Here is a 14,535-nt window from a genome sequence, read left to right on the forward strand (position 1 = left end):
AGGGGGGATTCATATGGCGATGAAAATTAACACGGGAGAATTTCACGAGCGAGTGGAAAAAGGGATTCATAATACGTTTATGCGCGGAGCGGTGGCAGGAGCGCAAGAACGGTTGCGCACGCGCCGATTGGAAGCAGCAGCGGAGCTTGGCAATTGGGAACAATGGCGCGCGCTTGGGGAGGAAATTCGTAAACATACGCTTGAAAACTTAGATTATTATTTAATGCAATTAAGCGAAAATGTAAAAAAGCGCGGGGGGCATGTGTTTTTCGCGCAAACGGCAGAAGAAGCGAACGACTACATTTGCCGCGTCGTCGAAAGCAAACAAGCGAAAAAAATTGTGAAATCAAAATCGATGGTGACAGAAGAAATTCATATGAACGCTGCCCTTGAAAAGCTCGGCTGCGAAGTCATTGAAACAGACCTTGGCGAATACATTTTGCAAGTCGATGACCACGATCCACCATCGCACATCGTCGCGCCTGCGCTTCATAAAAATAAAGAACAAATTCGCGACGTATTTCAAGAAAAGCTGGCGTATACAAAAACAGAAAAGCCAGAAGAACTGGCGCTTCATGCGCGCCATATGCTTCGTCATGAATATATGACGGCCGATGTCGGCATTACAGGATGCAACTTTGCGGTTGCGGAAACGGGTTCGATCACGTTAGTGACGAACGAAGGAAACGCCGATTTAGTGACCGCTTTACCAAAAACACAAATTACGGTCATGGGAATGGAGCGCATCGTACCGACGTTTGAAGAAATGGAAGTGCTCGTCAGCTTGCTTACAAGAAGCGCCGTCGGGCAAAAATTAACGAGCTACATTACCGTATTAACAGGTCCGCGCGATGAAGGAGAAGTGGACGGACCGGAAGAATTTCATCTCGTCATTGTCGATAATGGGCGTTCCGATATTTTAGGAACGGAATTTCAACCGGTGTTGCAATGTATTCGTTGCGCCGCTTGCGTCAACGTTTGTCCGGTATACCGTCATATTGGTGGACATTCGTACGGTTCGATTTATTCCGGACCGATTGGAGCGGTATTGTCACCGCTTCTTGGCGGCTATGACGACTATAAAGAATTGCCGTATGCATCGACGTTATGTGCCGCTTGTACAGAAGCATGTCCGGTCAAAATTCCGCTCCATGAACTGTTGTTAAAACATCGGCAAACGATTGTTGAACGGGAAGGAAAAGCGCCGATTTCCGAAAAGTTAGCGATGAAAGCGTTCGGACTTGGCGCGGCATCGTCCATGTTGTATAAACTCGGTTCAAAAATTGCGCCGACAGCTGTCCATCCATTTACAATAAACGACCGCATTTCGAAAGGTCCAGGACCGTTAAAAGCATGGACGGATATTCGTGAATTTCCAGCGCCTGAAAAAGAACGGTTTCGCGATTGGTTCAAACAAAGGGGGGAGGAATAATGGAAGCTTTTTTACAACGTCTCGCTTCTCGTCTTGGACGTGACATGCCGACATTTGTCGAACGTCCACAATGGAAACATGCGCCGCAACAAACGGTATTTCAAGGATATAGTCAAGACGAGTTACTCGCTGAGTTAAAAAAGCAATGTACCCGCATTCATACGACGCTCGTGGAAACGAACACCGCTGAACTTCAGCAAACGATCGAACAAGTCATTGATGCACATGGCGGCGGACCGATTGTTGTCGCAAACGATGAACGATATGAACAAGTCGGGTTATCTTCCTTTTTAAAAAGAGAAGATGTGCACGTCTGGGACGTATCGCTCGGACGAGCAAATATCGAAGCGGCAGAAAAGGCGAACGTCGGCATGACATTTAGCGACATCACGCTGGCGAAATCCGGAACGGTCGTGTTGCTTAATCATCACAACCAAGGGCGGACGATTAGCTTTTTACCGAAAACGTACGTGGCGATCATTCCGAAAAGTACAATCGTTCCACGGATGACGCAAGCGGCGAGCATCATTCGTGAACAAAAACATGTTCCGTCATGTATCAATTTCATTACAGGCCCAAGCAACTCGGCAGATATTGAAATGAATTTAGTCGTTGGGGTGCACGGACCGATGAAAGCCACATACATCGTCATTACCGATTGTTGAGCAGTTCATTCGCTGCTCTTTTTTTTATTTCCGATCAGATTAATAAAGTTTTCAGAATGTTAAGAAGGAATGAAAATATATGTGGCGAATATACATGATAAATATGGAGAGGGAGTAGCGAGGAGGGAAAGCGTTTGAGTTTCAAAGAAAGCATGATGGAGGAGTCTGCATTCATTCAACTTTCGAAACAAGAGAAAGAAGCGATCGATGAGCGAATGAGTCGGTATGATTTTATGTTGCAACAAGTGACGGATGCGATGATTGTTGTGAAAGATGACGGGACGTTTGTGGAAGTAAATGAGGCGGCGTGCCGTTTGTTTCGTGCGCCAAAAGAACAACTGTTACGAAAAAAATTTCAAGAATATACATACCTTGTTCCTGAACATATTTTCCAATTTCAAAAGCAAATGTTGCGTAAATTTGGGGCGTACGATGATGAACTCGTCATTCGTCTAGCCGATGGCGAATTGAAGCATGTGCAATTATTTATGCGTCGCCATCAAGAGCAACAATTTGATTTATATATGATCCGCGACATTTCCTCGAAAAAAGCGCTTGAGCGTGAACGAACGATTAACGAAACGTTATTTAAAGATTTGTTTAATCGCGCAGGCGACGGCATCGTCATTTTTGATGGACAAGGGCGCTTCATTGACGCAAATCCTTCCTTTTGTACGAGCGTCAACGTAAAAAGAGAAGAGTTGTTTAAACTTTCAATACAAACATTTATTCCGATTGAATATCACGATTTATTCGATCAACTGTTGCTTACGTTAAAACGAAACGGAACGGTATCAAGCGAGCTTCCGTTTATTTTAGGCGACGGCATGCAAAAGTTGTTTGAATTGACGTTGACAGCGAACGTGCATAGCGGATTTTTTATGGCGATTATGCGCAACGTGACAGAAAAACGAAATATGGAAATCAACTTACAGCGAAGCGAAGAACGATTTCGCGCCATTTTTGAACAAGCGCACGAAGCCATTATTATTTGCGACAATTTTGGAAACATTTTGCGCGCCAATCCGGCCGCTAGCCGAACGTTTGAGCTGCCGCTTCACGATCTCGTTCATGCGAACTTATTGCAGTTTATGGATGGAAAAAATAAAAAAGTGCGCGACGTGTTGCGTCAATTTTTCCGCGTTGGGCAAATTCGCGATGAACTGACGTTTCATATGCCGAATGGCGAAAAAAAACAGCTTGAATTTACATCGAAAAAGGGCGTTATTAACGGCTACCATTTAACGATTTTTCGCAACGTCAGTGAACGAAGAAAAATGGAAAAGCAGTTGCGCGAACAAGAACAAAAGTTTCGCAGCGTATTTAATCATGCGATGGACGGCATCGTGCTGATTGACGATCAGCAGCGCATTTTTGATGCCAACCCTGCGGCATGCCGTATTTTTTCCCTTCAAAAAGAACAGCTGCTTGAAAAATGTATGCATGAGTTTATCGGCAGCAACGATTTAATGAAATTTCAAACGTGGTTAAACGACGGAGAGGAAGAAGAATTTTGTATCATTGACGGAGAAGGAAAGAAAAAAATTGTGGAATTATCGTTTAAGCCGAACATTATTGAACATGTCGGGCTAATGATGATGCGCGATATGACCGAGAAAAAAGAAATGGAAGAACAGTTGCGCAAGTCAGATACGTTAAACGTCGTCGGACAACTCGCAGCAGGCATCGCTCATGAAATTCGCAATCCGATGACAGCGTTAAAAGGATTTATTCAACTATTGCAAGGAAGTATCGGCAATGATTGCGAACAACACAATATGTACTTCCACGTCATTATGTCAGAATTAAAGCGTATTGAGTCGATTATTACCGAATTTCTCGTGTTGGCGAAACCGCAAGCGATTCATTATGAACGGGGCGACGTGGCGAAAATTATGCAAGAAACGGTCGATTTATTAAGCGTGCAGGCGACGATGCATAACATTCAAATTGAAGCGACGTATGAACAAGTTCCGCTTATTTATTGCGAACCGAAACAATTAAAACAAGTGTTTATTAACATATTAAAAAATGCGATTGAAGTCATGCCAAACGGCGGCACGATTACCGTTTCTGTTTCACGTGTCGAAGAAGGCATACGCATCGCCATCCGCGATGAAGGAAGCGGCATTCCAAAAGAGAAAATAAAAAAATTAGGGGAGCCGTTTTATACGACGAAAGAGCGTGGAACGGGGCTCGGTTTAATGGTCAGCTATAAGATTATTGAAGAGCATCACGGGCGCATTGATGTCGAAAGCGAAGTGGGCGTTGGTACGACGTTTTATATTACTCTACCAGTTACTAATGACATGCAATAAACAAATATAGTATAATGTGCGTATATGTCAAGACAGCTAGAGAGGTGAATTGCATGTTATTTAAGCGCCTTCGTCCTTCATTGAACGAATTGCTTGAAAAAGGGACAGACTATTCGTTTGAAGGACGATTTAACGACACATTATCATACAACCATTTTACGACAGAAGATTTCGCAAAGTTAAAACAAATTGATGAACTTATTGCACCGCATAAAAAAGAAATCGTTCATCTTCTTTATGAGGGGCTTCAGCAAGTGCAGCCAGAAGCGACAAATGTGATTACTGAAGCGCGCGTGGAAGCGTATATCGATGCCTTTTTTACGATGGAACGCAACCGCGCGTACGTCGATGAATCGCTTCGCTTTTTCCATTTGTTGCGCAAACAAAAAGTGAACGTCGGAAAATTGATCGTTGCCTTTAATCATTTGAATTTCTTTATTTTAACGACGTTGTTATCGAAAACGGCACTTGCGCCGAAACGTTGTTTAACGTTGATGGAAACGTTGCAGCGGGCCATTAATATCGAGCAACAACTTCTCGTTGAAGTGTATACGGAAACGATGATGGAACAAATCGCAAGCGGAACAGCGGTGTTGATGGAACAAAATGCGGAAATTATGTTTATTAAAGATTTACTGCAAGCGCTCGACCAACAAAATAGCGATGTGCAAATGGTGACGGCGGCGACAGAAGAAATGACGACGGCCGTTTCGGAAGTGGCGCACGCAGCGACAGTCATCGCCGAAAAAACGACGACATCGGTTGAACGGGCGGAAAAAGGGCAACAAATGATGACGGAAGCGTTCGAAGAAATTATGGAAACGTCCGAACAGTTTACGAACATGGTTGACCGTTTTGAACATTTACAACAACATTTAAGCGCGATTGAAAAAGTGATGCAGCTCGTGAACGGCATTGCGGATCAAACGAACTTACTCGCGTTAAACGCTTCGATTGAGGCGGCACGTGCAGGGGAGTACGGAAAAGGATTTTCCGTCGTCGCGGAAGAAATTCGAAAGCTTGCTGATCATACCGTGCAATCGCTCGGAGAAGTGCAACGAAACGTCGGAGAGTTGCGGACGATTTCATCGGAAGTATCATCGGCCATTTATTCGACGTCATCGACGATTCGTCAAGCCGTTCAGCAAGCGCAAGAAGCGATGCCATTGCTAAATGAAATTGTATCGGCGATGGGCGACATTCAAGATAGTACAAATACGAACGCAGCGGTTGCTGAACAACAAGCAGCGGCTGTCGATGAAATCGCAAACCGTATGGCATCAATCGCCTCATTAACAGAATACATTGGCGAGCTTGGTGAAAAAACAGGAAAGACGGTTCATGCGCTAAGTCAAGCGATCGACCGTTTCCGCTTACATTTAGTAAACGAAAACAATATTAAACTATCTGCGAAAGCGTTATTGCATTTAGCGAAAACGGACCATTTGTTATGGAAATGGCGCATTTACAATATGATTGTCGGTTACGAGAACGTTCGTCCCGAAGATGTCGCTTCTCACCATCAATGCCGATTAGGAAAATGGTACTTCGATGAACAAACGAAAAAACAACTGCAAGGCACGCCAGCGTATGAAAAGCTTGATGCGCCTCATGAACGTGTGCACGTCGCGGCGAAAAAAGCAGCGGAAGCGTACGCCAAAGGCGATATAAAAGGTGCCGAAGCGCAACTGAAAGAACTAGAGCAAGCATCTACGGAAGTGATTCGTCTCATTGATGAACTAATGGAAAAAGTAGAAAAAGAACGAACGTTTGAAACCCACCTTGCGTAAGGTGGGTTACTTTTTTACGATATGGGACAACGCGAGTGCGAAAATTAAAATCGTTCCTTTGATTATATCTTGGGCGTAGTACGGGACGTTCATCATCGTCAGCCCGTTTAACAATACCCCGATTAAAATCGAACCAAGCAGCGTGCCGATGACGTTCGGTTTGCCTGCGCCAAAGACGGAAAAGCCGATAAAGGCGGCAGCGACGCCGTCCATTAATAAGGAAGTTCCTGCCGATACTTGTCCGGTGCCGATGCGCGAAGCAAGAACAATGCCGCCTAAAGCAGCGAACAGGCCGCTAATGATATACGCAGCCGTGCGGTAACGATCGACGGGAATGCCGGTGAGCCTTGCTGCTTCGCGATTTTCGCCCGTCATGTAAAACAAGCGTCCGAATGTTGTATACGTTAAAAAAAGATGAGCACAAACGACGACAAAAAGCATAAGCAACACAGAAAATGGGATGCCAAACAGCTCTCCTTGTCCGATAAATAAAAACGATGGAATAAATTTTCCCGGCGCCGTTCCGCCTTCTGGAAGCGGCATGTCGTTGTAAATCGAAAATCCTTTCGTATACGTCAATTGCACGCCGTTAATGATATACATGACGGCTAACGTCGCCAATAAATCAGGCAGGCGAAGGCGAATGATGAGAAAGGCGTTAAGCAATCCAACGAGTGCGCCGAGAAGAAGCGGAACGATGAGTGCAACGAAAAGCTCTTGACGATGTAAAACGAGCGCGGAGGCGCTTGCGATGGTCGCTAAACTGACGGTTGAACCGACCGATAAATCAAAACCGTCGACAATTAATGAAAACGTAATGCCGATCGCCACGAGCGTAACAATGGAAATCGAACGTAAAATGTCGCTAAAGTTTGCATACGTAAAAAACGAATCGAGCGTGATGCTGAAAAAACTAATGACGACAACAATCGCGATCATCGTTCCGTATTTGTATAAAAATTTCATCTCATTTCACCTCCCGTTGTATCATGGACGAGCTGTTCATATGTCGCTTCTTGGGCGTCTATTTTTTTTATGAAACGACCGTCGACCATCACATAAATCGTATGTGCGATATTTAGCAGCTCTTGAAACTCGCTCGTGAAATAAATGATCGCTTTTCCTTCCTCAGCAAGCGAGCGAATGATCGAAAATACTTCCTCTTTGGCATGCACATCAATGCCTTTTGTCGGCTCGTCAAAAAGAAATACGTCGCTATTCGTTTGCAGCCATTTGCCGATGACGACTTTTTGTTGATTGCCGCCGCTTAAGTTTTTCGCCAGTGCGGTCGGCGAGGATGGACGAATATGTAACGATGAAATGAGCGATGTGGCGATCGTGCGCTCGCGGCGTTTGTTTATCCATTTCCATTTCGAAATGTTTGACAATAGACGCACCGTTAAATTTTTTTCTACCGTCTCGTTCATAAATAGCCCTTGTTTGCGGCGCTCTTCTGGGATAAGACAAACGCCTGCTTCAATCGCATCTTTTGGCGATGTCCACGTCTGTTTTTTCCCGCGCACGATGCGTTCCCCTGTCGTGTTCACATGAGCGATGATGCTTTCTGCTAATTCTGTTTTTCCTGCGCCGACGATGCCGGCAATGCCGACAATTTCCCCGCGCTGTACACGTAAATCAACCGTCGTTTTCGTTTTCGGAATGTATAGTTGTTTCACTTCAAAAATCGTTTCGCCACTTTTTTCCCGCGCAAAAGTGTTGCGCGTTTTTGGTTGCCGTCCGACCATATGGCGCACGATTTGTTCCGTCGGTAGCGACACATCACCTTCATACACGACATGGCCGTCGCGCAAAATCGTCATCCGGTCGCAAATGCGTTTGACTTCGTGCAATTTATGCGAAATATAAATAAACGACACGCCTTGTGCTTTTAATTGTTCGATCATCGCAAATAGCCGTTCCGTTTCTTGTTCGCTTAACGAAGCGGTTGGCTCGTCTAAAATAATATAGCGAGCGGAAGAAGAAAGGACGCGGGCGAGTAAAATGAGCTGTTTTTCATGGAGCGTGCACGTTTGAACGAGCGCATCAGGCGAGACATGCGCTAAACCGACGCGCTCAAGCAGCTGGAAAACAAATGCCCGCTTTTTCGTTTTTGAAAACAACTTGTTCGGTTGTTCAGCAATTTGTTCAGCGAGCACGTTTTCATACACGGACAGGGCAGGAAATAACGCCGCGTCCACTTCTTGTACGACATGTCCGATGCCAGCCCGCTTCGCCTCTCTTGGGGAAGAAAACGTATACGACCGTCCGTCGATGTCAATCGTTCCTTCGGTCGGTTGAAGATGGCCGGCTAAAATGTTCATTAACGTGCTTTTTCCCGCGCCGTTCATACCTAAAAGGGCGTGAACTTCGCCCGGTTGGACATGGAAGTTCACGCCGTTTAATACGGTGACATCGCCAAACGAATGGACGATTTGTTTCATGGAAAGCCCGCTCATTGCTTTTTCACCTGTTGTTCGAGCGTTTTCATCCATGGAGAGACAGCGACGTTTGATTGTCCCCAGCCCGAAATGTAGTTGTGCAGTTCGCCCATCGACACTTGTTGATCTGGTAAGTCGGAACGTTTGACTAAATGCGGTTCAAGTGAATAAATGTTTGGCGTTTTTTCGCCTGCAATTTTTTGATACGCAAAGCGCACTTGCACGCGCCCGACTTCCGCTGGGTCAGTTGCTGTTGTTGCGACCCATGGGCTATTTGGTTGTTGAATCATTTGTAAATCTTCATCGCTTAAGTCGATGCCGTACACTTTAATTTCTGTTCGCCCTGCTTGTTGAATGGCGCGTGTTGCTCCTTTGGCAAACTCATCCCATGTCGCAAACACCGCATCAATATCGCCTTTGTTCGGATATTTTTTCAAAATCGCTTCCATTTGCGTTTGTGTATCTAAAGCGGTATTTGCGCTCGCTGTGCCGAATTTGGCGACTTCTTTTATGTTCGGATATCGTTTTTGAAACGCTTCGTAAATGACGTGACGACGTTCCATTGGCGTAAAGCCGCCGACCCAAATCGTGACGATTTCGCCTTCACCGTTTAAATCTTCCGCTAACGTTTTTAACGTTTTCCATGCTAAGCTGTAATCGTCTTGGTCAATGACAGTGACACCCGGAATGTTTAAATCATTATCAAACGCGACGACGTGAATGCCTTTGGCGAGCGCTTTTTCCACAGGGGCTTTCAGCGCATCCGCGCGCCCATGATCTAATAAAATCGCATCGACGTTTTGGTTAATCGCCGTTTCGACGTACGATGCCATTTTTGTTAAATCGTTATCTGCGTTATAAATTTGCACCTCGCCGCCAAATTTTGCGACTTGTTCTTTCACACCTGCGATATATTGCGATGAAAAAGTGCCGATCGACATTTGCATAATGGCGGCAATTTTAATCGGTTTGTTTAGCGCGGCTGGAATGTCCGCTCCTGTTTTTTCATTCGTTTGTTTCGTTTCTTCTTTCGGCTGTTGCGCCGGTTTAGAAACGGCATCTTGTTCGTTCGTGCATCCGGCTAATAGCGCAAAAATGAGCACGAAGGCAAGCCATATGTTTCTCATGCGAAAACCTCCTCAAATAATGTTGGTAGTTTTGTTGCGTAATCGCCAAAAATGATCCCTTTTTCGGTAATAATGCCCGTAATGAGTTCATGCGGTGTGACGTCAAATGCAGGGTTGTAGACGTTCACGTCCGGTGCGATGCGCACGCCGCCGATATGCGTCACTTCTTCTTTTGCGCGTTCTTCAATCGGAATGTCATCGCCTGTTTTCGTCTGTAAGTCGATCGTTGAGAGCGGGGCGGCGACGTAAAACGGAATGCGAAACGCTTTCGCTAAAATGGCTAGACCGAACGTCCCGATTTTGTTGGCGGTGTCGCCGTTTGCGGCGATGCGGTCTGCGCCGACGATGACAGCGGAAATGTGTTTTGCTTTCATCGTTTGCGCGGCCATATTGTCGGTAATGAGCGTGACATCGACGCCAGCTTGTGAAAGCTCCCAAGCGGTGAGCCTTGCTCCTTGCAGCACAGGCCGCGTTTCACAAGCGTACGCATGAAGCGTCATTCCTTTTTCTTTCGCTAAATGAAACGGAGCAAGTGCCGTTCCGTAGCGCGCCGTCGCAATCGCTCCTGCATTGCAAATCGTCATGATGCGATCGCCGTCTTGAAAAAGGGAAAGGGCATGTTCGCCGATGCGGCGGCATACGTCTTCATCTTCTACTTGAATGCAAATCGCTTCATGAATGAGCGTCGTTTTCGCTTCGTTGACGGATTTTGCTTGCGCAACGCTTTTCATGAGCCGATCAAGTGCCCAAAATAAGTTGACAGCGGTCGGACGCGAGCTAGCTAAATAGTCGCGGTCTCGTTTTAACTCGGCATGAAATTGCGCTAAGTCGTTCGTTTCATACGATTTTGCCGCAAGCGCTAAGCCGTAGGCGGCGGTCATGCCGATGGCTGGCGCCCCGCGCACTTTTAACGTCACGATCGCATCCCATACGTCTTTGATATTTTTTAATTCTAAATATTCAGTCTTATGAGGCAATGCTTGTTGGTTTAAAATCGTAATATGTGTATCGTGCCATTGTACAGATTTCATTGTCTTCCTCCTAGCTGTTCACATGTACCGTTTGTTGCACAAGTTGTTTGATCGCATGAATCGGCAATTGTTCACGCTGTACGATCAGCTCGCGTCCGAGGCGAAGCGCGTGACGTTTCACATCAAGTCGGCGCTCAAGCGGCAATTCGTCAACGTCTGCGACATGCGCTAAACCGATTGTTCGGCGAATGACTTCACAGCCAGCAAATCCAATCGCTTCTGTGAGTGCATCGCGAAGCACGTCATGAAGCACGCCAGAAACGGTCGCGTACGGTTCATTGCTTTCACGCCAAAGTTCAGAAAATGTGCGAATAAACACGTCCCACGTTTTTTCGATATGATGAAAGAGCGGTTTGCGGTCACGTTCATCGCGAGCGAGGGCGTTTAACAGCAAATTAGCGAAAAATTGCCCGAGATCAAAGCCGATTGGACCGTAAAATGCAAATTCTGGGTCGATCACTTTCGTTTCATCGTCACTTGCGAAAATGCTTCCTGTATGTAAATCGCCATGAAGCAAGACGTCCGCTTTCGTTAAAAAGCGCCGTTTCAATTTTGCGGTTTCGCGTTTTAATGCGTCATCTTGCCAAAGCTGCTCGACATCTGCGCGAAGTTCGGCTTCAAAGTTGTTTGTGTCATGGTCAAAAAACGGGTCGGTCAATACGAGATCTTCTGTAATTTTACAAAGTTCAGGATTTGTAAATTGCTGTGCGAGCTTCTTTTTTTGTTGTTGGTTCATGCCGAAATCGGACGTGTAAAACGCTGTTTTCGCGATAAATTCGCCGATATGTTCAGAAATGTTCGGAAATGTTTTTCCTTCGATGAACCCACGACGAGCAATTTGTAAATGCGATAAATCTTCCATCACTGTAATCGCTAAAGACTCATCAGAATAGTATACTTTCGGAACGTATTGAGGGACGTAGCTTGCGAAAGTGCGCAACGCTTGGCTTTCAATCGTCGCCCGTTTTAACGTGAGCGGCCAGCTTTCGCCGACGACTTTCGCATACGGTAACGCTTGTTTGATGATGATGCTGTCGTTTGTGCGCTCGTTGACGATACGAAACACGAGATTTAAGTTGCCATCGCCAATTTCTTTGCATGAAAGAAGCGCATCTTTTCCAAAAAGCCCTAACCGAACAGCAAGGGCGATCGCTTTTTGTTCTGTTAACGGTTCGTACATACAAATTCCTCCCTTGACATAAATAAAAAACCTCTTTCGCTGAACGAAAGAGGTTTGAAGTTTGCTTCGCACCTCTTATCTCTCAGCCTACTGCTGCAAGAATTAGCACCGTGCGTCATCGCCGGTTGCCGGGCTTCATCGGGCTCGTCCCTCCACCTGCTCTTGATAAGAGTGTTTATCGTTATTTGAATGTTTTTAACAGTGAAAAAGTTTCGTGAATTCGCTTGATTCGAATCATACATCGGTTCATGCTCGTTTGTCAATCCTTTTTTTCAAAAATTTTATACACGTCTGGGCGACGATCAGCAAAAATCGGGATGCGTCCGCGCACATGTTGCACTTCGTTTATGTCAATATTCGCCATAATGACCGTTTCTTGTTCGTCCCCTTCAGCGAGCACGTTTCCCCACGGATCGATGATCATCGAATGACCAGCAAATGTGTTGTTCGGGTCTTTTCCTGCGCGGTTGCAAGCGACGACGTAACATTGGTTTTCAATCGCTCTCGCCATTAATAACGTACGCCAATGATGAAGGCGAGCAAGCGGCCACTCCGCGACGACAAATAGCACTTCGGCTCCGTGAAGCGCATGGGTGCGAATCCATTCTGGAAAACGAATGTCATAACAAATGACGCCTGCGCACGTCGTGTGAGCGAGTTGAAAAACGTGTAACGTCTCCCCAGCTTGTAAATACATATGTTCATCCATCAATTTGAACAAATGAAGTTTACTATATTCGCTAACGACATGGCCGTTTCGGTCGACGACATACATCGTATTTGTCATTTGTTTGTCAGTTTTTTTCGCTACCGATCCGCCGACAATATGCACATCGTACGTGCGCGCAAGCGAGGAAAGAAACGTTTTTGTATCTTCGCCGTTTTCGTCGGCGATGTCTGTTAATCTCGTTAAATCGTATCCTGTCGTCCATAGTTCTGGCAATACGACGACGTCGACGTCACGCGCCATTTGTTCCATGTAGCGCACGATCGTTTGTTTATTTTTTTCAGGCGCTCCAAACGCAATGTCCATTTGTATACAAGCGATATTCATTTCATTCACCTCGAAAAATTTTCTTTACATTTTGATTTTTACGATATATGATACATGACTAGAATTTCAACCTTTTTGTGAAGTAGGTGTGCGAAAAATGAAAACATTTCCGCAATCGAACTTGTTACAGCAACTACCGAAGCAATTTTTTGCTTCGCTCGTTCAAAAAGTCAATGCGGTCATTGCTGAAGGGCATGACGTCATTAATCTTGGGCAAGGAAATCCGGATCAGCCGACCCCTGCTCATATTGTAAACGCAATGCAACAGGCGGTCGCAAAGCCAGCGTACCATAAATATTCCCCGTTTCGCGGGTATTCGTTTTTGAAAGAAGCGGTAGCGACGTTTTACAAACGGGAGTATGGGGTAACCATTGATCCAGAAAAAGAAGTCGCCATTTTATTTGGCGGCAAAGCTGGGCTCGTTGAAATGCCGCTTTGTTTATTAAACCCCGGCGATGTCGTGCTCGTTCCCGATCCCGGTTATCCGGACTATTGGTCGGGCGTTGTGCTTGCGCGGGCGCGCATGGAAATGATGCCGCTGCGGGCGGAAAACGACTTTTTGCCCGATTATGAGGAGTTAAACAAAGACGTCGTTCGTCAAGCGAAATTGATGTTTTTAAACTATCCGAACAACCCGACAGGTGCGACAGCAACGGAATCGTTTTTTAAAGAAACCGTTTCGTTTGCTGAAACATACGGCATTGCTGTCGTGCATGATTTTGCGTATGGGGCGATCGGGTTTGACGGGAAAAAGCCGGTCAGCTTTTTACAAGTCGAAGGGGCGAAAGACGTTGGCATTGAAATTTATACGTTTTCAAAAACGTACAATATGGCAGGATGGCGCATCGGCTTTGCGGTCGGCAACGAAAGCATGATCGAAGCGATTAACGTTTTGCAAGATCATTTGTATGTGAGCATGTTCGGCGCCATTCAAGAAGCGGCAGCGGTCGCACTTTTACAGTCGCAACAATGCGTCGATGAGCTTGTCGCCACGTATGAAGCAAGACGGAATACGTTTATTCGTGCATTAAACGACATCGGCTGGAACGTGCAAGCGCCAGCAGGTTCTTTTTTTGCGTGGCTTCCGGTGCCAGAAGGATATACGTCCGAAACGTTTGCCAATCTTTTACTTGAACAAGCACATGTCGCCGTTGCCCCAGGCATCGGCTTTGGAGAGCATGGGGAAGGATATGTGCGCACAGGGCTGTTGACAAGCGAAGAACGGCTAAAAGAAGCCGCGGAACGAATCGGACGATTGCAACTTTTTTAAAAAATCATTGACAAAATGAGAGACTGCTGTCATAATTCGAATTAAATTTATGAAAAACGAACCATTCAAAAAATTTCATACATTGCGAATTCTTATCAAGAGTAGGCGGAGGGACGAGCCCGATGAAGCCCGGCAACCGACTTAACGAACGTTAAGCACGGTGCTAATTCTCGCAGCAATTAGCTGAGAGATAAGAAGAGACGAACGATTAGCCTCTTCTTATGAAGAGG

At 45.8% G+C, this 14,535-nt stretch carries 11 protein-coding genes and 2 riboswitches; of the genes, 5 read left to right on the forward strand and 6 right to left on the reverse strand.

The genetic code is table 11. From position 1 onward, the window contains the following. The first annotated feature begins 13 nt into the window (after window positions 1-13). The 4 genes from AFK25_RS04325 to AFK25_RS04340 all read left to right on the forward strand — a co-directional run bounded on the left by AFK25_RS04325 (window position 14) and on the right by AFK25_RS04340 (window position 6,205). Window positions 14-1,432 (forward strand): LutB/LldF family L-lactate oxidation iron-sulfur protein, encoded by a 1,419-nt coding sequence (locus tag AFK25_RS04325; protein WP_009362510.1) that lies wholly within the window; start codon window positions 14-16, stop codon window positions 1,430-1,432. After that, complete coding sequence (locus AFK25_RS04330) at window positions 1,432-2,097, forward strand: LutC/YkgG family protein (protein ID WP_035064202.1); 666 nt, start codon at window positions 1,432-1,434, stop codon at window positions 2,095-2,097. Before AFK25_RS04325 ends, AFK25_RS04330 begins: the two co-directional genes overlap by 1 nt. A 152-nt stretch (window positions 2,098-2,249) precedes the next feature. Then, a complete protein-coding gene (locus AFK25_RS04335; RefSeq protein ID WP_035064260.1) occupies window positions 2,250-4,415 on the forward strand; it encodes a PAS domain-containing sensor histidine kinase in 2,166 nt (721 codons plus the stop codon). Between the two features lie 53 nt (window positions 4,416-4,468). Beyond that, window positions 4,469-6,205 (forward strand): methyl-accepting chemotaxis protein, encoded by a 1,737-nt coding sequence (locus AFK25_RS04340; protein ID WP_035064199.1) that lies wholly within the window; start codon window positions 4,469-4,471, stop codon window positions 6,203-6,205. A 6-nt stretch (window positions 6,206-6,211) separates the two neighbouring features. Here the strand turns inward: AFK25_RS04340 and AFK25_RS04345 are convergent, their stop codons facing one another. From AFK25_RS04345 to AFK25_RS04370, 6 genes are all read right to left on the reverse strand, one after another. Next, on the reverse strand, window positions 6,212-7,171 hold the full coding sequence (locus AFK25_RS04345) for an ABC transporter permease (protein ID WP_035064196.1): 960 nt from the start codon (window positions 7,169-7,171) through the stop codon (window positions 6,212-6,214). Beyond that, the gene (locus AFK25_RS04350; protein ID WP_035064193.1) at window positions 7,168-8,661 is read right to left on the reverse strand and encodes a sugar ABC transporter ATP-binding protein; all 1,494 of its coding nucleotides are present in this window, start codon (window positions 8,659-8,661) and stop codon (window positions 7,168-7,170) included. The genes AFK25_RS04345 and AFK25_RS04350 overlap by 4 nt, the downstream gene beginning before the upstream one ends. Next, window positions 8,658-9,770, reverse strand: coding sequence for a sugar ABC transporter substrate-binding protein (locus AFK25_RS04355; protein WP_035064191.1), 1,113 nt, complete (start codon window positions 9,768-9,770; stop codon window positions 8,658-8,660). Before AFK25_RS04355 ends, AFK25_RS04350 begins: the two co-directional genes overlap by 4 nt. Next, window positions 9,767-10,801, reverse strand: a complete 1,035-nt coding sequence (mtnA, locus tag AFK25_RS04360) for an S-methyl-5-thioribose-1-phosphate isomerase (RefSeq protein WP_009362517.1) — start codon at window positions 10,799-10,801, stop codon at window positions 9,767-9,769. Before mtnA ends, AFK25_RS04355 begins: the two co-directional genes overlap by 4 nt. A gap of 10 nt (window positions 10,802-10,811) precedes the next feature. Then, window positions 10,812-11,981: an S-methyl-5-thioribose kinase gene (gene mtnK / locus AFK25_RS04365; RefSeq protein ID WP_035064185.1), complete on the reverse strand. Its 1,170-nt coding sequence runs from the start codon at window positions 11,979-11,981 to the stop codon at window positions 10,812-10,814. Between the two features lie 72 nt (window positions 11,982-12,053). Beyond that, window positions 12,054-12,153, reverse strand: a riboswitch (SAM riboswitch). A gap of 87 nt (window positions 12,154-12,240) precedes the next feature. Then, window positions 12,241-13,035 carry a carbon-nitrogen family hydrolase gene (locus AFK25_RS04370; RefSeq protein ID WP_035064181.1) on the reverse strand — a complete coding sequence of 265 codons (795 nt, stop codon included), beginning with the start codon at window positions 13,033-13,035 and terminating at the stop codon, window positions 12,241-12,243. Window positions 13,036-13,132: 97 nt separating this feature from the next. On the opposite strand from AFK25_RS04370, the gene AFK25_RS04375 reads away from it, so the two are divergent. Then, on the forward strand, window positions 13,133-14,305 hold the full coding sequence (locus AFK25_RS04375; protein ID WP_035064178.1) for a pyridoxal phosphate-dependent aminotransferase: 1,173 nt from the start codon (window positions 13,133-13,135) through the stop codon (window positions 14,303-14,305). 89 nt (window positions 14,306-14,394) lie between these two features. Then, window positions 14,395-14,502: riboswitch (SAM riboswitch) on the forward strand. Window positions 14,503-14,535: the final 33 nt, after the last annotated feature.

This window comes from Anoxybacillus gonensis, assembly GCF_001187595.1.
GTDB classification, from domain to species: Bacteria; Bacillota; Bacilli; order Bacillales; family Anoxybacillaceae; genus Anoxybacillus; species Anoxybacillus gonensis.

Bases quoted from the DNA above. Each gene is read 5' to 3' on its own strand.
- AFK25_RS04325 (WP_009362510.1), top strand. From the start codon at position 14: ATGGCGATGAAAATTAACACGGGAGAATTTCACGAGCGAGTGGAAAAA.
- AFK25_RS04335 (WP_035064260.1), top strand. From the start codon at position 2,250: ATGATGGAGGAGTCTGCATTCATTCAACTTTCGAAACAAGAGAAAGAA.
- AFK25_RS04355 (WP_035064191.1), bottom strand. From the start codon at position 9,770: ATGAGAAACATATGGCTTGCCTTCGTGCTCATTTTTGCGCTATTAGCC.
- AFK25_RS04375 (WP_035064178.1), top strand. From the start codon at position 13,133: ATGAAAACATTTCCGCAATCGAACTTGTTACAGCAACTACCGAAGCAA.
- AFK25_RS04340 (WP_035064199.1), top strand. From the start codon at position 4,469: ATGTTATTTAAGCGCCTTCGTCCTTCATTGAACGAATTGCTTGAAAAA.
- AFK25_RS04350 (WP_035064193.1), bottom strand. From the start codon at position 8,661: ATGAGCGGGCTTTCCATGAAACAAATCGTCCATTCGTTTGGCGATGTC.
- AFK25_RS04370 (WP_035064181.1), bottom strand. From the start codon at position 13,035: ATGAATATCGCTTGTATACAAATGGACATTGCGTTTGGAGCGCCTGAA.
- mtnA (WP_009362517.1), bottom strand. From the start codon at position 10,801: ATGAAATCTGTACAATGGCACGATACACATATTACGATTTTAAACCAA.
- AFK25_RS04345 (WP_035064196.1), bottom strand. From the start codon at position 7,171: ATGAAATTTTTATACAAATACGGAACGATGATCGCGATTGTTGTCGTC.
- mtnK (WP_035064185.1), bottom strand. From the start codon at position 11,981: ATGTACGAACCGTTAACAGAACAAAAAGCGATCGCCCTTGCTGTTCGG.
- AFK25_RS04330 (WP_035064202.1), top strand. From the start codon at position 1,432: ATGGAAGCTTTTTTACAACGTCTCGCTTCTCGTCTTGGACGTGACATG.